Source organism: Planktothrix mougeotii LEGE 06226, from assembly GCF_015207485.1.
Lineage (GTDB): Bacteria > Cyanobacteriota > Cyanobacteriia > Cyanobacteriales > Microcoleaceae > Planktothrix.
In genome coordinates, this window is sequence record NZ_JADEWU010000001.1 from 125996 (window position 1) to 147497 (window position 21502).

20 protein-coding genes are annotated in these 21502 nt (G+C 36.3%); 9 read left to right on the forward strand and 11 right to left on the reverse strand.

The features are described from left to right. Positions 1–144 precede the first annotated feature (144 nt). The 7 genes from IQ236_RS00585 to IQ236_RS00615 form a co-directional block, all read right to left on the reverse strand. The gene (locus tag IQ236_RS00585; protein ID WP_193867484.1) at positions 145–1305 is read right to left on the reverse strand and encodes a restriction endonuclease subunit S; all 1161 of its coding nucleotides are present in this window, start codon (positions 1303–1305) and stop codon (positions 145–147) included. Positions 1306–1360: 55 nt separating this feature from the next. Beyond that, on the reverse strand, positions 1361–1561 hold the full coding sequence (locus IQ236_RS00590) for a DUF433 domain-containing protein (protein ID WP_026785927.1): 201 nt from the start codon (positions 1559–1561) through the stop codon (positions 1361–1363). 57 nt (positions 1562–1618) lie between these two features. Then, positions 1619–1840 (reverse strand): hypothetical protein, encoded by a 222-nt coding sequence (locus tag IQ236_RS00595; protein ID WP_193867485.1) that lies wholly within the window; start codon positions 1838–1840, stop codon positions 1619–1621. A gap of 44 nt (positions 1841–1884) precedes the next feature. Beyond that, positions 1885–2292: a nucleotidyltransferase family protein gene (locus IQ236_RS00600; RefSeq protein ID WP_228041352.1), complete on the reverse strand. Its 408-nt coding sequence runs from the start codon at positions 2290–2292 to the stop codon at positions 1885–1887. Between the two features lie 2 nt (positions 2293–2294). Continuing rightward, positions 2295–2558: a type II toxin-antitoxin system Phd/YefM family antitoxin gene (locus IQ236_RS00605; protein WP_193867486.1), complete on the reverse strand. Its 264-nt coding sequence runs from the start codon at positions 2556–2558 to the stop codon at positions 2295–2297. A gap of 49 nt (positions 2559–2607) precedes the next feature. Continuing rightward, complete coding sequence (locus tag IQ236_RS00610; RefSeq protein WP_193867487.1) at positions 2608–4140, reverse strand: type I restriction-modification system subunit M; 1533 nt, start codon at positions 4138–4140, stop codon at positions 2608–2610. A gap of 124 nt (positions 4141–4264) precedes the next feature. Further along, the gene (locus IQ236_RS00615; RefSeq protein ID WP_193867488.1) at positions 4265–5737 is read right to left on the reverse strand and encodes a DUF3370 domain-containing protein; all 1473 of its coding nucleotides are present in this window, start codon (positions 5735–5737) and stop codon (positions 4265–4267) included. Positions 5738–5778: 41 nt separating this feature from the next. Here IQ236_RS00615 and alaS point away from each other — a divergent pair, with 41 nt between their 5' ends. Beyond that, positions 5779–8409, forward strand: a complete 2631-nt coding sequence (gene alaS / locus IQ236_RS00620) for an alanine--tRNA ligase (protein ID WP_193867489.1) — start codon at positions 5779–5781, stop codon at positions 8407–8409. Positions 8410–8622: 213 nt separating this feature from the next. Next, a complete protein-coding gene (locus IQ236_RS00625) occupies positions 8623–9534 on the forward strand; it encodes a hypothetical protein (RefSeq protein WP_193867490.1) in 912 nt (303 codons plus the stop codon). A gap of 4 nt (positions 9535–9538) precedes the next feature. On the opposite strand, the gene IQ236_RS00630 is transcribed toward IQ236_RS00625, so the two are convergent. Together IQ236_RS00630 and IQ236_RS00635 are read right to left on the reverse strand one after the other, a co-directional pair. Continuing rightward, complete coding sequence (locus IQ236_RS00630) at positions 9539–10021, reverse strand: PIN domain-containing protein (RefSeq protein ID WP_193867491.1); 483 nt, start codon at positions 10019–10021, stop codon at positions 9539–9541. A gap of 1 nt (position 10022) precedes the next feature. Continuing rightward, positions 10023–10766, reverse strand: a complete 744-nt coding sequence (locus IQ236_RS00635) for a hypothetical protein (RefSeq protein ID WP_193867492.1) — start codon at positions 10764–10766, stop codon at positions 10023–10025. A 188-nt stretch (positions 10767–10954) separates the two neighbouring features. On the opposite strand from IQ236_RS00635, the gene IQ236_RS00640 reads away from it, so the two are divergent. The 7 genes from IQ236_RS00640 to IQ236_RS00670 all read left to right on the forward strand — a co-directional run bounded on the left by IQ236_RS00640 (position 10955) and on the right by IQ236_RS00670 (position 19148). Further along, entirely contained in the window at positions 10955–12379 is a 1425-nt protein-coding gene (locus tag IQ236_RS00640) for an MBOAT family O-acyltransferase (RefSeq protein WP_193867493.1), read from the forward strand. A 6-nt stretch (positions 12380–12385) separates the two neighbouring features. Next, a complete protein-coding gene (locus IQ236_RS00645) occupies positions 12386–13486 on the forward strand; it encodes an SGNH/GDSL hydrolase family protein (protein WP_193867494.1) in 1101 nt (366 codons plus the stop codon). 51 nt (positions 13487–13537) lie between these two features. Next, positions 13538–15022 (forward strand): TldD/PmbA family protein, encoded by a 1485-nt coding sequence (locus IQ236_RS00650; protein WP_193867495.1) that lies wholly within the window; start codon positions 13538–13540, stop codon positions 15020–15022. 120 nt (positions 15023–15142) lie between these two features. After that, positions 15143–17029, forward strand: a complete 1887-nt coding sequence (locus IQ236_RS00655; RefSeq protein WP_193867496.1) for a class I SAM-dependent methyltransferase — start codon at positions 15143–15145, stop codon at positions 17027–17029. A 139-nt stretch (positions 17030–17168) separates the two neighbouring features. Beyond that, complete coding sequence (locus tag IQ236_RS00660) at positions 17169–17357, forward strand: hypothetical protein (protein ID WP_190520203.1); 189 nt, start codon at positions 17169–17171, stop codon at positions 17355–17357. A 28-nt stretch (positions 17358–17385) separates the two neighbouring features. Continuing rightward, the gene (menH, locus tag IQ236_RS00665) at positions 17386–18195 is read left to right on the forward strand and encodes a 2-succinyl-6-hydroxy-2,4-cyclohexadiene-1-carboxylate synthase (RefSeq protein ID WP_193867497.1); all 810 of its coding nucleotides are present in this window, start codon (positions 17386–17388) and stop codon (positions 18193–18195) included. After that, complete coding sequence (locus IQ236_RS00670; protein ID WP_193867498.1) at positions 18192–19148, forward strand: o-succinylbenzoate synthase; 957 nt, start codon at positions 18192–18194, stop codon at positions 19146–19148. The genes menH and IQ236_RS00670 overlap by 4 nt, the downstream gene beginning before the upstream one ends. A 67-nt stretch (positions 19149–19215) precedes the next feature. On the opposite strand, the gene IQ236_RS00675 is transcribed toward IQ236_RS00670, so the two are convergent. Then, positions 19216–20100: a diguanylate cyclase domain-containing protein gene (locus tag IQ236_RS00675; protein WP_193867499.1), complete on the reverse strand. Its 885-nt coding sequence runs from the start codon at positions 20098–20100 to the stop codon at positions 19216–19218. A 143-nt stretch (positions 20101–20243) separates the two neighbouring features. Beyond that, complete coding sequence (locus tag IQ236_RS00680) at positions 20244–21491, reverse strand: bifunctional sterol desaturase/short chain dehydrogenase (RefSeq protein ID WP_407676127.1); 1248 nt, start codon at positions 21489–21491, stop codon at positions 20244–20246. Between the last annotated feature and the right edge of the window lie 11 nt (positions 21492–21502).

Below are 21502 nucleotides of genomic sequence, written 5' to 3' on the forward strand. Positions count from 1 at the left end.
CTAGATTGAAATTAGCATAATTATAACAGATTTAAACTCAAAAAGTGAGATTATAGGATTTATATTTTGGGTTAGTTCAACTTTTTGACTCAACATAAATACTCAATCCAATTGACAGATAGTTTTTGTTTGGGTTTTATTCATCTATAATTCCCCTTTGAATGCTTTTTGCAATAAGGAGTTAAATAAGTTTTCTGATTCTTCAAGTGATTGTTTTAATTTGATTTTGTTTTTTAAAATGTGTTCAATAATGTTTTCAAATTTTTCTTGCAAATCAATAGGTGGCACTGGAATATTAAAATTTTTCATTATGGCAGTATTTAAGTTTGGTTGTGTTCCATCAGGGGCTATTGAGCGAAAATATTGAGTAATTTGATTTAAAGATTTAAGTAAAAATATTTGATTAATACAAGGGTTTAAGTAATAGAAAGCTAACCAACCATCATGAATGCAGCCACCTATTTTTAATATTCTAGCAAAACCCAAACTAACACCACAATTTGCAAAAATTAGAGTATTAGGTTCTAAATATCGGCTCTTTTTAATACCTTCTTCTTTAATCATCTCAGCCGTTTTATGAATATAAATATCGTCTCCTTCTGTAGCATCACCAATTTTAATCCAAGGAATAGTACCGCCAAGATAATCATTAATAGGTCGAGGAGAGCCACCTCTAACAATAGTACATATATTTCCTAATTTTCTAACCTCCCAACCTTTAGGATTAGTAATAGGATCGCCGAACATATCGAGAAAGATGGATTTTTGCAGTTGTTCGGTAAGGGCGATCGCTTCTTTCCTTTTCCTGATGATTTCGTCTGCTTTATCCAATATATCCGCTATTCTACGTTGAGATGCGATCGGGGGTAAGGGGATTTCTAAGTTCCTTAACACCTTTAAAGAAACAAATTTTTGTGTTCCTCCTTTTGTCTCTCTTTCTAATTGCTTTTTGACAATTGAAGATTCAAGAAGGTATTTAAGAAATCTTGGATCAACAGGACTATTTTGAAGCTTGAAAAGTGCAACATTTTTTATAGAAAATTCTTGATCAACATCAACAATAACAGGATTGCCAATAGTTCCTATCATTGCCAATAAAATATCTCCTTTATCAACTTTTGAACGCTTATTAATTGCAATATGATCTTCAGCAGAAATATATGAAACTTCTGAAAAATCAATTAAACCATTTTTGAGATTTTTTGATGTAATTAATGGATAACCAACACTTACATACTTTGGGGTATCATGAGTTCCATCTCTAATATCTATAACATCTTGACATTTTACAGCTTTCCATTCCATCCTGACATCTCCTTTAAAAAAATAATAATATTAAGAAGTAAAAACAATTAAATAATTATTCTGTAGCAAAAGATAACGAAGCTAAAATATCATCTAATTCCAAATCCTCATAATCTATTAAAATTTCCTCTGTAGTCATTCCTGAACTGAGTAACTCTAAAATAAATTCCACAGGATACCTTAAACCTCGAATACAAGGCTTACCATGACAGATATTAGGATCTATAGTAATACGTTTTATTAATAAATCATTCATAATTTAATCTCCTTTAATTAAGTTAAGAGTAGAAGTATCAACAAAAACCTGTTTCATTTACTCAATTTCCCGTTTAGGAGTACCGTGAATATAGTGATCATGTTGTTCAGCAAGATCCTGAATACCTGTACTGACTTTACATCTTTTCAATAAATCACCTAACTCATCATCGTGATTGTTTTGTCTCTGACTACGACTTCTTAACAACTCATACAATTCCTGTAATTCCTGAGTTGATAAATGATCCAATTCCGCGTTAATTAACTGCCTAATATTCATAAAAAAAATGATTACCCCTACAGAGAATATGATCTAAATAATCATCAGGAGAATGAAACATATTCTACCTCCCCTAAAATTCTATCCCGAAAATATGGACTCAAAGACTCAGGAGTTAAAACCTCTACCTTCCGCCCAAATAAATCATCAAAGAAAAAGCATAAATCCATAAAATTCATAAAAGTTTTCAACTCCGGCTTAAACTCCACCAACAAATCAATATCACTGTTTTCTGTAGCTTCCCCTCGCCGAAACGAACCAAATAACCCGCATCGCCTTACCCCATAACCTTCTATGGTTTTTTGATGCTTGCGTAATTGCTCAAAAATATCCTCTTTACTGTTTACTACTACAACTTCCATAATATTCCCACCTATAGAATTAAGAATTTTTGAATCTTTAACCAATGCCTGATAACCTTTATTTTTAAATTCAGTTAATTTAATTATCAAGTTTAGCCATTGGCAAATCTTTCTAAAGTTGCGCTAAATTCCTCACTTCCCACCATTGAAGATTGAGTTAGGGCAGTTTGTGCTTGTTTCCCCCAATGTAAATCTTCCAATTCTTCCAGTTTATCAATTAGTTTTTGATAAGACTCTGCGGAAAGAATGACATAGCTGGGACGTTTTTGCTCGGTGATTAACACAGGCTCAACTTTTGCTTGATTAAAGACTTCACCATGTTGATTTCTGGTTTGCGTCAGGGTATAGCTTTTCATGATCTCAAAAGATTGACTATTTTAGACATTATAGCAAAAATGGATAAAATTAGGATGCACTGTATTGGTCACTGACATAACCTAACATTTCCTCTAACACCTGCAAATCCGCCATAATCTCTCCTTCAATTAACTTTAACTGACCTAAAATCACCGCCGGAGACTCATAACTAACTTCCCCATATTCTACCTCCTTATAACGATTGATCGATAAATCATAACCATTTTTAACAATTTCCTCCTTCGCCACAAAGAAAGCCTTACTGCTGCGGTCAATATCTTTGTTTAGATTGCGATCGCGCCACTTAGCAATAATATCAGGAATATCATTTTCTTCCACAGGTTGACGCTTATCATCCAACGATAAACCATCCGCTTCCATATCATAAAACCAAACTGCATCCGTACCCCCTACCCCCGTTTTAGTAAACATCAGCACCGCCGTAGAAACTCCAGCATAAGGCTTAAAAACCCCCGAAGGCATGGAAATCACCCCATCTAACTTATGGTCTTCTACCAGGGTTTGACGCAGGGTTTTATGGGCATTAGACGAACCAAATAACACCCCATCCGGCACAATTACTGCCCCTCTCCCGCCTTTTTTTAATAACCGCAAAAATAACGCCGCAAACAATAATTCGGTTTTTTTTGTGTTAATAATTTTGGTTAAATCCTTAGCAATAGTATTCGCTTCTAACGATCCCTTAAACGGAGGATTTGCTAAGATTAAAGTAAAAGCTTCCGATACTGCTGAATGCTCCTCTGCTAAGGAATCCCTCGCTTCAATTTTCGGGTCTTCAATGCCATGTAACATCATATTCATACTGCCAATTCGTAACATGGTCGCATCAAAGTCAAAACCGTGAAACATCTCCTGATTAAAGTGCTTCTGATTAACAGGATTATGCAAAATATTATTACCTTCACTATCCTTTTGTTGACGCAAATATTCTGCCACCGCCACCAAAAAGCCCCCCGTCCCACAAGCGGGATCACAGATTATTTCATGGGGAGAAGGATTCATTAATTCTACAATCATTTTAATAATATGGCGAGGGGTGCGAAACTGTCCATTTGTTCCGGCGGTGGTGAGTTTTGATAACATATATTCATAAAGATCTCCCTGTAAATCGATATAGGTTTTATCTTGAGATTGACTAGCTTGTTGATTGAGTAATTCAAGAATTTGGTCAATTTGTTCAACTACATTGGCTAATAAAGCAGGGTTAGCAATTAAAAATACAGCATCCTTCATGTGTTGAGCGTAAGTCCCCCCTTCCTTACCGATGGTTTTGATAAAAGGAAAAGCATAATCCCTAACCGTAACTAACATCTCAGCAGGGTTTTGATTTTTAAATACAGACCAACGACAATGATTATTTTCTGGGGTAAAGGTAGGATTTTGTAATGTCCCCCCTAAGCGTTTGATCTTCTTTTCTTGGGCTAATTGTAAATCATCTAGGCGTTTAATAAACAGTAAATAGGATATTTGTTCAATCACCGACAAGGGGTTACTAATGCCGTTATTCCAAAACGTTGTCCACAATTTATCAACTTTAGATTTTAATTCGCCTGTAATCATCGCTTGAGATCCCTGTATTGGTGCTTATCTTTCTTATTATCAAGGATTATTAGACTATTTTAACAACAATCTTCCACCTCGAAATTTTTGGGCTTCTTTTGACCTCTTTTGTCCTAGGAGATGATTAATCTAAGGTTTTAATCGTTAAAACTTGGGGAGGTGTCGCATCAGGAGGATAACGAAAATCAACTCTAACAAAACGAGAAGATTGGGGGTTTAATTTTAATTTAACTAACGGGTCAACAATTTGCCCCCGACGATGCCATAAATGCAGATATTTGATCACAGTTTTTTCTTGTTCATCTTCATATCTTAACCGAATTGTTCCTCGAAAAAACGGAAAATTCAAAGGAGGTTGTCGAAAAATTAATCCATTTTTGGATAAGTTTTCTTCTTTAAAAGGGGTTTCTAAAGTAATCGTTACCCTTTGAGTTTCATCCGTTGCATTTAATAAGGGTAAATGTAAATCATAATGTACGCCATAATTGCCATGAGATTCATAAGCCGTATCAGGATAACGTACAATTAACGGTGCAGCTTGCACTTGTTTTGTTCCTAAAGTTCCCGCCCGCACTGTACTAATGGGGAAAGAAATTCCCTTTCCTCTATCAGGAATAGTTAGAAAATCTTTACCCTCATCTACGATATCTGCGTCCCATTTTGCCCCTTCCTGAACTCCCGCTACCCGACTATAAATTAACTGACCTCCCGTTTGTTCTGGAGGAGTAGGTATTTGATCGCGGGGTTGTGCTAAAGTGCCATTATCAAGTAACTGTTGCCATTCTTCTAAAGTAGGGGCACGTTCCTTGCCATCAGGGTGCATCTTCGCAAATAGGGCTAAACTAGCCATATAAATGGAAGCCGGGGCAGAATCATCGGTTTGGCCCCGGACTTTCAAGCGCATAAACGTAGAGCGCCCATTTACCGGACGGTCTAACCCCTTAACTGGGATGGGTAAATTCATTAACATTTGACTTTCACCAGGGCCAAGTTCTAAGGTTTCAGGAAATTCAGATTGGCGCTTTTCCCTTAAAACATCATCAACAGCCCGAATTCCTGGCCCGGAATAAATCTCACCTTTGGTATTATCACTGATGGCAGGCTTTTCTTTAAAAGGAGCATCTGGCTCCAATAAATAACTCGCGGCTGTCAACACTTCCACTGTAACAGGTTCAGCATCAGGATTATGAACGATTAACCCCAAATACAAGGTTTTTAAATCAGGAGGAGTGTGGGTAAAATGATGAGCAAATACCTCAAATTCTCCCGTTAAACGATATTCTAAATGAGCTTCAGGATCACCACGCCATCCCCCCGGAAAGGTTGAGAGTAAAATTCCTTCCTGTTTAATCCATTCTGGACTATTGCTATTAAACATTAACACCTCATCCAGTTTTCCCGGTAAGGGACGGACTTCGTTGTCAGCAATAATTTCGAGCGGCGGTAAGGCATTGGCAAAGGGCAACCGAGGCAAAAGGGTGGGAAACCGTTCAACAATGACCGTTTGACGAAATAAAATTCCTCCGACCGCGCCGCCCATTGCAGACAGGCTAACAATTAAAATAGGAATTATCCGATGTAAAATTTGATCTTTCATTTATTCTGAAAGGTTGGTCTGGTTTTTTTAAAGTGAGTGTTATGACTTTTTCCCCTAAATTTTCCACTGGCAGCGAAATTCGTCAAAAATTTCTTAACTTTTATGCCGAAAGAGGGCATAAAATTCTGCCGAGTGCGTCTTTAGTTCCTGAAGACCCGACGGTTTTGTTAACCATTGCCGGGATGCTACCCTTTAAACCGATATTTCTGGGACAGCGGCAACCCGAATTTCCCCGCGCCACCACGTCCCAAAAATGTATCCGTACTAATGATATTGAAAATGTCGGTAGAACAGCTAGACACCATACATTTTTTGAAATGTTGGGTAATTTTAGCTTTGGAGATTATTTTAAACAACAAGCGATCGCATGGGGATGGGAAATTTCAACAAAAGTGTTTGAGTTACCTCCAGACCGTTTAGTGGTGAGTGTGTTCGAGGAAGATGATGAAGCTTTTGCCATTTGGCGCGATAAAATTGGGGTGGCTCCCCAACGGATTAAACGCATGGGAGAAGCGGATAACTTTTGGAAATCTGGCCCCACTGGGCCCTGTGGCCCCTGTTCGGAGATTTATTATGATTTTCATCCCGAACGCGGCGAAGACAATATAGATTTAGAGGATGATACTCGGTTTATTGAGTTTTATAACTTGGTTTTCATGCAGTATAACCGAGATAATGATGGCAATTTAACCCCCTTACAAAATCAAAATATTGATACGGGAATGGGGTTAGAACGGATGGCGCAAATTTTGCAGCAAGTTCCCAATAATTACGAAACGGATCTGATTTTTCCGATTATTAAAACGGCGGCGGAAATTGCTAAAATAGATTATCACAAATCTGATGATAAAACGAAAGTTTCCTTAAAAGTCATTGGGGATCATATTCGGGCGGTTGTACATTTAATTGCTGATGGCGTTACCGCTTCTAATATTGGACGGGGTTATATTTTAAGGCGCTTAATTCGTCGGGTTGTTCGTCATGGTCGGTTAATTGGAATTAGTGGGGAATTTACAACCCAAGTGGCTGAAACTGCTATTCAATTATCGGAAACAGCCTATCCCAATGTGCGTCAACGGGAAAGTGCAATTAAGGGGGAATTACAAAGAGAAGAAACCCGGTTCTTGGAAACCTTAGAACGGGGTGAAAAACTGTTAGCGGAAATTATTGATAAAGCTAAGGATCAAATTTCCGGTCAAGATGCTTTTGTGTTATATGACACCTATGGTTTTCCCTTAGAATTAACTCAAGAAATTGCCGAAGAAAATAAGTTAACGGTGGATATTCAAGGGTTTGAAACGGCAATGGAAGAACAGCGCCGCCGTTCTCAAGATGCCCATGAAACCATTGATTTAACCGTTCAAGGCAGTTTAGACCAATTAGCAGAACATATTCACTCAACGGAATTTTTAGGTTATACCTTATTTACTTCTGACGCTAAAGTTGAAGCAGTTTTAGTGAATGGAAAACCCGTTGAGGAAGCAGAAGCGGGAACAGAAATTCAAGTAATTTTGAATAAAACTCCCTTCTATGCTGAGTCTGGAGGACAAATTGGCGATCGCGGTTATTTAAGTTATGGCGATACCGTAATTCGGGTTCATGATGTTAAAAAAGAATCCAATATTTTCATCCATTTTGGGCGAATTGAACGGGGAAGAGTGACCCCCGGAATGACATTAAATGCCCAAATTGATCGCGCTTGTCGTCGTCGTGCCCAAGCTAATCATACCGCAACCCATTTGTTACAATCAGCGTTAAAATCAATAGTAGATCCTTCCATTTCTCAAGCGGGTTCTTTAGTGGATTTTGAACGGTTACGGTTTGATTTTAATTGTCCTCGTGGGTTAACGTCTGAAGAACTGCAACAAGTTGAAGATCAAGTCAATAGTTGGATCACGGAAGCACATCCCGCCGTAATTGCAGAAATGGCATTAGAAGAAGCCAAAGCAAAAGGCGCTACTGCTATGTTTGGCGAGAAATATTCCGATGTCGTGCGGGTGGTCGATTATTCTGGAGTTTCGATGGAATTATGTGGGGGAACTCATGTTAGCAATACCGCCGAAATTGGGTTATTTAAGATTATTTCTGAAACGGGAATTGCATCAGGAATTCGACGCATTGAAGCCGTAGCCGGACAAGCGGTTTTAGAGTATTTGAAAGTTCGGGATACGGTGGTTAAAGATTTAGGCGATCGCTTTAAAGCCAAACCCGAAGAATTACCTGATCGCATTACCAATTTACAACAGGAGTTAAAAACCACTCAGAAACAATTAGAAGGAGTTAAAGCAGAATTAGCGATCGCAAAATCCGAACAATTATTAACGTCTGCTGAAACCATTGGTGAGTTTAAATTAATTGTAGCAGAACTAAATGATGCGGATGCAGAATCGTTAAAAACTGCCGCAGAAAGGCTACAACAAAAGTTAGGAGAAAGTGCCGTTGTGTTAGGTTCAGCAACAACCGATGGTAAGGTTAATTTTGTTGCAGCCTTCAGTAAAGCTGTTAATAATAAAGGCTTACAAGCGGGTAAATTCATCGGCGGTATTGCCAAAATTTGCGGCGGTGGCGGTGGCGGTCGTCCGAATTTAGCGCAAGCAGGCGGACGGGATGCAACGCAGTTAAAAGCAGCGTTGGAGAGTGCAAAAATGCAGTTAGTTGATGGGTTGAAATAATCGTAGGGTGGGCTATGCCCACCTTATTCGATAATAAGGCATTTAATAACTCCGTGTTATTACGGTTAAAGGTAAAATTTATAAATTAAAATATACATTTCAAAAGCTTATGTCATTAACGTTTAATCTATAATATCTATGATTAGATATTTTCATTGTAAATAATATATGATAATCTAAAAAACAGTCAAAAAATTTATAAAAATTAAAAAAGTGGTTAATTATTACAATCACAGCAATAATAGTGCTGATTTTGGGTTTAAAATTGAATTTGTTACTAATACACAAAATCCTGAAAGAATTTTTAATACTTTTTTGAAATTAATAGAATTTTCCAGAGTAACTGATAAATATTTAATTAAATCTTTAGATATTGATATTGAAGTTAATTTAATCTTAAAAAATATAGAACAAGGTTCAATTATTATATGGTTACAGAATTTTTTAGATAATAAAAAATTTCCAGAAATTAACGAAAGAGGGATTATAGCTTACTTAATTCAAGCCAAGTCAATAATTATTGAATTCCTTGATACTCGAAATACTATTAAAAGCTCTACTGAATTATTGGAATTGCAAGAACGACTAAGAAGTTTAGCTACAATTACTGAAACTAATCAATTTGGAATTTATACACCTCCCAATAATAAAGATTTACTGTCAAGTATAGATCTATTCCAGCGAGCTTCTTCTGAGCTTCAAGAATCCGAAAAACTCTATTATATTGCTGGTAAATCTCAGGTATCTATGAATCAGAACTTTAATTTATCTCCAAATGAGCAAGAAAAATTATTAATTGGAGACTGTATAAGGAATGAATTAGAAATGATTCTAAAAGTGAAAAAACCAGATTATTTAGGAGAATCAAAATGGGAATTTCGATATGCTAAAAAAACTATTAAGGTAAAAATTAATGATTTAGAATGGTTAGAAGACTTTAGACATAAAAAAATCATAATTGCTCCAGGTGATGCTATAAAAGCTATTATTGAAGTTATAACAACGTATGACTATCAAGGCGAAGTGACATCAAACTATACACTCCAAAAAGTTCTTGAGGTTATTCCAACTCCTCCAACTCAACAACTCTCTTTATTTGGAGAAAGTAATGATGGGGATGTCTGAGTTTTTAAATCTTAATATTCATCCATTCTTGAGCATTATCTTGAGCTAATATTTTTAAATGCTTAACATTAGTAGTTGCAATAAAAACCCTTTGTCCTGGGTACTCTTCACACAAAATACTCCATTGAGCAAGGATCATCATATCTCCATCAATATTCTTAACATCTGCTGTAGGAATATTTTTTTCTCGAACTTCAGCCCAACATTGAGCAGCTTTTTGCATGACCTCTGGAGTCAGGGGTAAAAAATCAATAATTCCATCATTTCTTAAGCGATCTAACTCTACTAGACTTTCACTTTTAATGTGAATCAGTTTCCTTCTCACCTCATAATCAGAAATATCTGATGTTACAACATAAACTCCTTTCGCAAGAAGAGAATAAAACCATTCTCCACATTGATAAGTTATACTATCCTCTAATTTTGAACTTTCTTTAATAGGACTAACCAATAAATCCAGTACACCTGAATCTAAAATCACAATCATATCAAGATAAATCCCCATCCCATTTAGTTTGAATGGCTTGTAATCTTTCTTTAGCCCAATTCATCGCAGCTTGATTGTTCTTAATTTGTTCCTCTGGAGTTTGTCCTAAATGCTTTAAAAAAGATGATAACTTGGGTTGTTTTACAGGAGTTAGTTTAGCTTGTTTTAATAAAGTTTGGGCTGTAGACCATAACTGTGATGTTGATTTAGATTTTCTCAGTTCAACGGCTCGATCAACAGCTTGAGGAATCAGTAAAAAAGAATTTTGATAGTCTTTAAATAAATTTTTTCCCCTTTTGAGAGAAGGTAAAAGTAGTTTTAGTTTAACTTGTAAACCTCTCCATCCTTGCAAGTTAATACTGTGTTGACAAGAAAAATCATAAGCCAATTTTATAAAAAAATCATGGCTTTCTTCAGAAAATAAATCCCAACAAGATTCTATCCCTTGTGATAATTTTGTGATTTTATCTACATATTTTTCTATATCGGTCGGAATATCATTTTTAAATGATATTTCCATATCAATAGCTTCAAGGTATTTTTGTGTACCTTGTTCCATTTCTTTTAATGTATCTTGTACACTTTTGCCTTTGAGTGCAGCAACCTCCCTAAAAAATTCTTGAATCTCATCATCCAAGGAATTAGGATTAAGATAGGCTTGGAGAAGATACTGTATATTTTTAGCATCAATAGCACTCTCATCAAGTCGTTTTTTTTCTTTGCATAATGCAATTCCATTAACCATTTGCCATTCCTCCCCTACTGAAAAGTAATGTAGATACATTATAGCACTATTACTCTTTGTAGTTGAAATTATAATATAAGTTAATATAAACTAAAAATATATGATTAATTTATGTTTAATATATAAATTATATCTCGGATATCTTTTACATTATAAGATTGATCTTGATCTAGTATCCTAATTTCTCCATGTTATTTCCAACTTATTCATTTTTAATCTTTTTTATCATTATTTTTAGTTTAGGAATTTCTTTAAAAAAACAAGTTAGTTTATATAAAGTTTTTTTATTACTAGCAAACTTAATTTTTTACTCCTTTTGGGGACTGAATTTCTTAATTTTGCTGTTAATCAGTATTGGAATTAATTATGGCATACTTTTAGGGTTAAAATCTCGCTCCCCGACAGCTAAATCTTGGTTAATATTAGGAATAGTTTTTAATATCTTGTATTTAGGAACCTTCAAGTATTATAATTTTTTTGTTGATACTTTCTTAGAAATATTCTATTTTTTACCCCTGGCTTCTAGCTTTCAACCCTTAGAAATTTTAGTTCCTGTTGGGGTTTCTTTCTATACGTTTAGAATAATTTCTCACCTCGTTGATTGCTATCGTCAAACCCTGGCTTTTCCCCGGTGGATTGATTATGCAATTTATATTAGTTATTTTCCGCAAATTGCCTCCGGGCCTATTGCGCGAGCCCAGGATTTTTATAAACAGCTTAATTCTTCTCAAAAATATGATTATAAAATAGAGGAAGTAATTGTATTAATTCTATCAGGACTCTTTAAAAAATATACCTTATCCAGTTTTCTGTTTAACTTTACTCAACTTCCTTTTTCTGACCCTGGTTCCTATTCTCGCTGGGATTTAATCTTAGCAGCAATATCCTATTCCTGTTTAATTTATGTCGATTTTAGTGGTTATTCCGATTTATCAAATGCAATTTCTAGTGTATTTGGGTTTTGTCCGATTCAAAATTTTAACTGTCCCTATCGTTCCTTTAGTTTACAAGAATTTTGGCATCGATGGCATATTAGTTTATCAGAATGGTTGAGAGATTACCTCTATATTCCTTTGGGGGGAAATCGACATGGAAAACAACGAAAATATCTCAATTTATTCTTAACAATGCTCCTCGGAGGATTTTGGCATGGGGCGGGGTTAAACTTTATAATTTGGGGAGGATTACATGGCTTAGGATTAGGCGTTAATCATTACTTTAAAGAACAAATAACTCCCCGTTTGACTCTTCAACCTTCTGCAATAATATCCTCAATAATTCATTTGTTAAATTGGGGGTTAACCTTTGGGTTTGTCACCTTGAGTTGGATTTTCTTCCAATCTCCTAATCTGGAAACCGCCTTAAATTTTATCCAAGGGATTTGGAGTTCAGAGGTTCAGATGGTTCAATTTAATGTTTGGCAGCTTTATCTGGTTATTTTTGTTATTTTAGTTTTAATTAATTTTTATGGTGAAGCAATCACCTCAGCTTTAATTCGCTTATTTTCTTTAAAAAATATCTTCTTTAGGATTGTATTAACTTCTGGATTTGTGTATTCTATTCTTATGCTCGGCCCTAATAGCGTTCCTCCCTTTATCTATTTTAATTTTTAATCTCCCATGAAAGATCGAGAATTCTTACTCCTGGTTTGTTTAGTCAGTTTAACCTTAATTTTTTCTAATTTTTCCTTATTTCTCAAAAGTATTGCATCCAGTTCTTTTCTACAACCTCCCCTTAAACAAGCCGCACAACAGTTAAAATTAGAGGGATTTCGCAAAACTGAACAAGCATTTTGGAACCACATTAAAGACGTTAATTTAGATCAACTTTCTCCCCCAACTGAAGCCGCAAGCTTGAACAGCGTTGCTCTTTCTCCTCAACCCAAACCCTTAACTTCTCCAAATCCTCAACCAACCAAAACGCCGATTTCCTCTGCCGCTAAAAAACCCATTTCTCTTCCTCCCAAACCTAAACCTCCAGTGGAAAAACCCTATACTCGCTTTTTATTTGTGGGTGATTCGATTATGTTTGATTTAGGAGTCAAGCTTCAATATAATCTTCGCAAAACCTATAAAATTAGTAATACCAAATTAGATTATAAAGTTTCTAGTGGGCTGAATCGAATCGATTATTATAATTGGTATAATCGCACAACAACCTTGCTCAAAAGTTATAAACCCGATGTAATTGTTATTTTATTTGGGGGCAATGATGGTCAAGACATTATCGACAAAAATGGACGTTATTACCCCTTATTTACACCCGGATGGGAGAAAACTTATCAAGAACGAGTTGAACGCTATGCTAAATTACTCTCCACCTCTTCGGTGAGAAAAGTTTATTGGGTAGGTCAACCTATGTCAAGACGACCTCGTTATAATCGGATCTTTAGTATGTTGAATAAAATCTATGGAACTGTCAGCCAAGCTTACCCCAAAATCGAATATATTTCAACCTGGGGAACCTTTGCATCAGGAGGAAAATATGCCGCCCTTGTTGCCGATAAATCAGGTAAACGCCGATCTGTTAAAATCAATGATGGGGTTCATTTTACCTCTCATGGAGCTAATATTATTAGTGAGGTTGTCTTAGAGCAAATGAAAAAAGATAAAATTGTTACGATTAAATCAAAACCTTCTAAACCGGCTTCACCCCAGCCTAAATTAACGCCTTCCTCCGTTTCTAAATCTCCTACCCAAAAATCTGCTCAGACGCCCTAAAATGGGCTTCAAAAAGCCTTACAATAACCTCCCCTATCTAATTCATCAAATATGGTAAAAACACCTACACAACCCCTAGCCTGCGATTTAGCCACCCTGGCGATTGATTTGATTCAGCAAGCGGGATGTGAATATGGAGATATTCGTTTTTGTACCTATCGAAATCAAACCCTCCATGCTAATGATCGCTCCTTAAGTCACCTGACAGATCATCAGAAATCCGGTTTTGGAGTTCGAGTTCTTCTGAATGGATCTTGGGGATTTGCTGCGAGTTATCGTCAAACTCCAGAAGAATTGATCCGAGTGATTAATTTAGCCGTTGAAATTGCGAAAGGAAGTCGTTTATGTCAACAAAAACCTGTGCGTTTAGTTCCGGGACAAGCTTATCAAGATAGTTATATTACACCGATTAAAATTGATCCTTTTTCTATTTCGATTACAGAAAAAGCTAACTTATTATTAACGATAAATGACCGCTTACTTGAGTATGAAGAACAGGGAATTAGAAAAGCCAGTTCCCATCTGCAATTTAACCAAGAAAACAAACTATTTGCCTCTACAGAAGGATCATTGATTGAACAAACAATTTATCGCAGTTATAGTGGATATCGCTGTACGGCGGTAGCGAATGGAGATGCTCAAAGTCGTAGTTATGAACGTCCTCCTTTAAATTTAGGTTATGAACATATTGATCAAACCGATTTATTCAGTCAAATTGAACGGGTCGCCGAGGAAGCCATTGAAAAAGTTTATGCTCCTAAAGGGCCGTCAGGGATTCAAACCACATTAATTTTAAAGCCAACTAATCTTTATTTAACCATTCATGAATCCGTTGGTCACCCCACAGAATTAGACCGAGTTTATGGCTATGAATCTAATTTTGCGGGAACCAGTTTTGCGACAACCGATCAATTAGGAACTTTACAATATGGAGCACCTTGGATTAACTTTAAATGCGATCGCACTCAACCTGCTGGACGCAGCACCATTGGCTATGATGATGAGGGGGTTCCTTCTCAAGAATGGTATGTGGTGAAAGACGGTATTTTAGTCGATTATTTAACAGATCGAGAAACTGCTTATCGTTTAGGACGACCGAGTAGCAATGGTTGTGCTTTTGCCGATAGTTGGTCAAGTTTACCTATGGTGAGAATTCCTAATTTAGGATTAGAACCAGGGCCAGAAAAAGGAAGCCATACCGCTACATTATCCGCGATGATTGCTGATACCAAAGAGGGGATTTTAATTGATGGAATTGGAAGTTTTTCTATTGATCAACAACGGCGCAATTTTCAATTTGGTGGGGATGGGTTTTGGCAGATTAAAAATGGCAAAATTATCGGAATGTTAAAAGATGTCACTTACCACGCCATGACCACAGATTTTTGGAATCAAGTCGATGCGATTGGCCCTGCTTCAGAATGGCAACAATGTGGTACTAATATGTGTGGAAAAGGCGAACCCTTACAAATTGCTCAAATGACTCATGCTTGTGTTCCCGTGCGGGTACAAAATATTAATATTGGAGGGAGATAATCTCAAGATAAAAAGTAAAATCAAGATTTTTATTTTGACTTTTACCTAATTCAGAAAATACAGCAATTCACTGATAGAATAGATAAAAGTAACCCATTTCAACAATTTACACCCAAGACAATGAACCCATCTAATCCAGAAGATACTATAATAATTTCCCAATCCACCAATCCCTATGCTTCCCTTATCAGTGAATTATATCAACAGGCAATTCAATATCAAGAAAGTGGACAATTCCCCGAAGCGATCGCCTGTTATCAACAACTGATTAATGTTGATCCTCAATTTCTCTTGGCTTATCAAAGAATTGGCTACTATTCCCTCAAACTTGAACAATTTGAACAAGCCGTTACCGCTTACCAAAAAGTTATTGAATTAAATCCGAATGAATTTTGGGCTTATAATAATTTAGGAGAAGCCTTCATTAAATTACAACGCTGGCAAGAAGCCATTCCTGTCTATGAAAAAGCCTGTCAAATAGACCCAAATTGCTTTTGGGTTTATAATAGTTTAGGAGAATGTTTAGCCCAGACTCAACAATGGGAAAAAGCCGTTCCTATTTATCAAAAAGCGAGGGAATTAGATCCGAACTATTGGGGAGTTTATCAAAAATTAGGAGAACTATTAACGACATTAGAAAGATGGGAAGAAGTTATTCCTATTTATCGCCGTTCCCTGGAATTGAAACCGGACTTTTTTTGGTCATATATTGGCTTAAGTAAAGCATTAATTCAATTAGAGCGATGGGAAGAAGCAATTCCCGTATGTCAACAAGCAATTTCTATTGATCCGAATTTCTTTTGGTCTTATATTAATTTAGGAGATGCTTTATCTCAGTTAAAACGATGGCAAGAAGCGGTTAATGTTTATACCACAGCCAATCAAATTAAATCCGATTTCTTTTGGTCTTATAAAAATTTAGGAGATGGGTTAATTCAATTACAACGATGGCAAGAGGCAATTCAAACTTATCAACAAGCTTTAGAATTGAATTCAACGGAAGCTTCTTGTTATTATAACTTAGGTTTAGCTTATCTTAATTTAGAACAGAAAAAAGATGCAATTACTTGTTTTGAAACCGTGTTAAAACTGCAACCCAATGATAGTTCAGCACAAGAAAAATTAAATGAACTTCTCGAAATTCCAGCGATTAATTCTTCCAACCCATCATCACACCCACTAGAACCTATTGACTGGTTAAAGTATTATCCAAAATCGGGACAAGCTCCCTCTTATGTGTTGCCTAAATCCCTTTCTTTGGGTAAAAATCCCCAAACAGGAAAATGGCAATTTCCGATTCCTCCTCAAGAAATTATGTTAGTTTTTGTAGAAAATGAGGAATATTATCTTAACTCTGGAAAAACTCAAGTTCAGGTGATGTTAAGTGTATTGCGAGACTGTGGATATTTTCTCAAAACAGGAAGCCGAATTTTAGATTTTGGATGTGCATCGGGACGTATTCTTCGGCAGTTAGCAGATTTATCCGAGATTTGTGAAATCTGGGGAACAGATATTAATGCTGATTGTATTGCTTGGTGTCAACAAAATATGAGTCCCCCGTTTCATTTTTTTGTCGGGACAACTATGCCCCATTTACCCTTTGAAGATCGCTATTTTGATTTAATTTATGCAGGTTCTGTCTTTACCCATATTGATGATTTAGCGGATGCTTGGTTATTGGAACTCCGACGCATTTTAAAACCCGGAGGACTGGCTTTTATTACAATTCAAGAACGCTTTATTTTTGACAAAATTAAGGACTCTCCAGAACAATGGCTTTCTAATAATAATATCTGGCCCGAAGAACAGAAACAAGCTTGCATTCAAAATTATTTTGAATATATTAATCAAGATTTTGGGATGTTTACCTTGGGACGAGATACCCGCTCACTGGTTTTCTATGATTTAGATTATTTTCAAGCAAAATGGAAACCCTTTTTCCAAGTTTTAGCGGTTAAACAAGAAGCTTATTATTGGCAAACTGGAGTCTTATTAAAGCGGTTGTAATATTGATTTTGTTTCTAAATCTTAAAAAATTTTGAGAGGAGGCAAGAAAAACGATTAACTTGCCTTTTTAACCAAAGTTTAGTACAATAATCAGTAAAGCTACTTAAGTGTGGCTGAATCTAAATTGAGCGAAACCACAATGCAGTATTATTTCACCGCATTTATCGTTATTTTTTTTATCGCCTGTTATGGTTATAGCTATTTTATTGTTAAACTCGCTAAACAAAAAGGCGAAGAATTTTTATTTTTTGGAATGCTCTTAGGGTTATTTGGATTTATGGCCTTTTGTGCGGCTTCTGTTCCCGTCTTACATTGGATGCTTGATTAATCCCCTGATAGAATTCTTTTAAAATCCTATGCCGTTTATAAGGTTAAAAAATTATCAATTTTATTATACCCTAAACGGTGATATTAATCAACCTGTTATTTTATTTTTACATGGATTTTTGGGAAATAGTCAGGATTTTAACGCTCGAATTTTTCCTCTTTTCTCCCAGTTTTGCTGTTTAACGATTGACCTCCCAGGACATGGCAAAACCCAAGTTTTAGGAGAGGATAGTTATTATACAATGCCACAAACAGCAACGGCGTTAATAGAAGTGTTAAACCATCTGAAGATTTTCCAATGTTATTTAATGGGATATTCTATGGGGGGAAGATTGGGATTATATTTAACGCTGCATTTTCCTGAATATTTTCAAAAAGTCATATTAGAATCCACATCTCCAGGACTGAAAACCGAATCAGAGCGATTACAACGGTTTATGTGTGATCTTCAAAAAGTCGAACAACTGCAAACCTTAGATTTCCCAAGCTTTTTAGAACAGTGGTATGATCAACCTTTGTTTAAAAGCTTAAAAAATCATCCTAAATTTAAACAAGTTTTTACCCAACGCTTAAACAATAATCCCCTGGAATTATCAAAATCTCTGCGTTATTTAGGAACAGGAAATCAACCTTCACTCTGGGAAAAATTACCACAGAATAAAATTCCTTTATTGCTGTTAGTTGGAGAATCTGATCATAAATTTAAACGGATTAATCAAGAAATGAACATATTATCTCCCCTTTCCCAGTTGCAAATTGTCCCCCATTGTGGTCATAATATTTTAATCGAAAATTCTCAAGCGTGGATCAATGCCATTATTAAATTTTTATCGAAATGAACTATCAATTTCAATTTCAACCCTATCAACGTCCGTTTAAAATCCCTCTAAAAACGGCTCACGGAATGTGGAAAATGCGAGAAGGCATTATTTTAAATTTAACGGATAAGCAGGGTAATATTGGATGGGGAGAAATTGCGCCGTTAAGTTGGTTTGGGTCGGAAACAATGGAAGATGCGCTCACATTTTGTCAACAACTTCCGAGTTGCATTTCTATTGAAACAATTTTTACCATTCCCGATTATTTACCCGCTTGTCAGTTCGGTTTTGAATCGGCATTCACAGAGTTAAATCCTAACACCTTTCTTGATATTAATAAACTTCACTATAGCGAATTATTACCCGCCGGAGAAACCGTATTAACAACTTGGAAAACTCTATTTCAGCAAGGCGCTAAAACTTTTAAATGGAAAATAGGCATTGATGATATAACTGAAGAAATCAATATTTTCCAAAAGTTAATTCATAGTATAACAACAACTTTAAGCCACTCTCAAGCTCAAAAAATCCATCTCAGGTTAGATGCCAATGGGGGTTTAACCTTTGAACAAGCACAAAAATGGTTAGAACATTGTGATTTAATGAATGCGAATCAAGGGTTAATTGAAATTGAATTTTTAGAACAACCCTTATCGATTGATCAATTAGATTTAATGTTAGAATTATGCGATCGCTATAGTACCCTCCTCGCCTTAGATGAATCCGTTGCTAATTTACAACAATTAAACTCTTGCTATCAACAAGGATGGCTAGATATTTTTGTCATTAAGCCTGCTATTGTCGGTTCTCCTAAAAAACTCAAGAACTTTTGCCAAAATAATGAAATTGATGCTGTTTTTTCGTCAGTTTTTGAAACCAATATAGGTCAAAAATCCGCTTTAAAAATAGCCTCTGAACTTTTATTCTATAATCGTGCAGTTGGATTTGGAATTAATCACTGGTTCACTATTTAAATTATAAAGGAAGACCGAATCAATAGAGATGATAAGTCTTCTATTAACAGTCAACCCGCAACATTCCTCACACATAAACACAATGTTCTCCTGTGGTTTTGGCTTTTTGTAAGGCTTGATTTGTGCGTTCAATACAGGCGCGATAATGTTCATTAGGTTGGACTGCTGTAAATCCAATATACATCGAACATTGAGGCGGAGTGCTGGGAAGTGTTTCTGGGTCGGTTAACAAATGATTTAAAATGCGACTGAGTGCTAGTTTGGTTCCGGGTAATTCTGAAAAGATCGCTAATAAAAATTCCTGATCTCCCCAATGAACAGCCCAATCACTTTCTCGTAAAAGCTGTTGAAATTTATGAATTAGAGCCGTTGCTTCCGGGGGTTGAGGGGTTAAAGGATCTGAATTTTCAAGTAAATCAATCCCTTCAATCTTTACTAAGGCAATACATAAAGGTAAATGATGACGGGATGCGATACCCAAACATTGACGGAGATGACTTTCTGCGGTTTCTTGTTCCAGAATAATTTGAAAAAATTCTTCTTGTCGAGAGCCAATTATAGTTTCAAGATCTACAATTCTCTGCTCACTTTTTTGAAGGTTATATTCAATAGCTTTAAACAAGTTTTCAAGTTCATAATAACGACTAGAATTACAGTTTAAAATCTCTCCTGTTTCACAATAGGAATTTAAAGCTGTTGTTGCCTTAATAATAGACTGTTCAACTTGGCTTATTTTATGATTTAATAAAATAAATCCAGCAATTGTACTTAAAAAAACAACGGCAAAAATTTCTTTTCCCAAGGGAAATTGGGGATGTAAGATTAAATAAAGTGTCGAACCGAGTAGGGGAAGATTAACCGCTAAGATGCCGATGGAAAAAAGTCTACTTTTAGAGGAGTTTTTTTCTCCCCAAATATTGACCTTCTGGAATAGTCTCAAACTCTTATTCATTGGAGTGTAGATGGAAAGATTTGAAATTAGACAGGCAGAATTAACCCTGAAAAATTAGGAGGAGTGAGAAAACAATTCTCCTAATTTTAACCATCAACCTCTCGCCCCCCACCCCAGTACCAACTCCTGAACTCCCTAGGCTTCTAATTGCGCTTGAGAGCAGTAGTGGTTAGATCAGCAGATTTACGACTGAACAGTTTGAAGTAAGCAGATACCCAGAATTCTTTAATGGGAAAGGCAAGAAATGTCAGAGGATTGATAGTTACAATTATATCGCGGACATCGGCTTGGGCAAGTTTAAGAATTTGTTGAGCCACCCAGTCAGGAGATAGGACACCAATAGGGTTTAAATTGCTCTTAAATGGCCCTAAAATCAATTTACGAATGACGCAGGGTGCATCTAAACGACGGAGAGTGATTAAATCCCCTAACGTCCGCTTGCTGAGTTCGTAAAGGGGACTTAAGGCTGGCCCCACTTCGGCTTCGGAGGTATTGACCCAAACTTCTTTTTTGGCGATATCAGCGTTGGTGCGAACGGTACTCAGAAATAATTCTAACAGTCGCCAACAGGAAAATGTATTGACTTCATAGGATTGAGAAATTGCTTCTTCGGTTCTCAGACCGTGAACATTAATCCCATGATTTAAAATTAAGATATCAACTTTTGGCAATAACTCGGCTAATTGTTGTTCTTGTCCGACTTTCCAAGTAACAGTTTTGATGGGAATTGTTTCTCCTTCAACTGTTAAGCTTAGGGTTTGTTCACTGGAAGTCAACGCCAAAATTTTTGCACCTTTTAAGTGTAAATGGAACAGAAGTGCTTGTCCGAGGGTTCCTGATGCTCCGGTGACTGCAACGGTTTTTCCTTTTAATGAAAGTGCCGTTCCCATGATTTTATCTAATACCGTAAAGGTTCCACAAAAATAAGCGTTTTGATTATCAAAATGATGCCGCCAATGGTAAGTTCGATTCACCATCCAGGGTGCAGGTGGACTAGAAAATTCACCCGGAAGATGGGTTAAATCGGTGAGTTTATCCGCATTTGGAATTCCCATTCCTCTAGCAATAGCAGATAATAAAAAACCGAAGGTATAAATACAACCCAGAAGGGCAAATCCTTGTTGTTCAGGGCTGTAAATATGGGCGATCGCCAGTAAAATTAACGTAAAGCTTAACATGACGCTGGCTTCAGGAACGTCATTATACCAATGGGCTTGGCGATAAATGTCTTCACTGACTGGGGTTAAATCGGGACGAAATACCCGATGATGCCAATTATGCAAACGATATAACGGCGTAAAAACATGAGCCAGGGTATGGTAAATATCTCGTACCAGTTCCGCACCTAAGATAGAACCTACTCCCCAAGCAAAATTTTCCATCCAAACCATTAGTATATCCA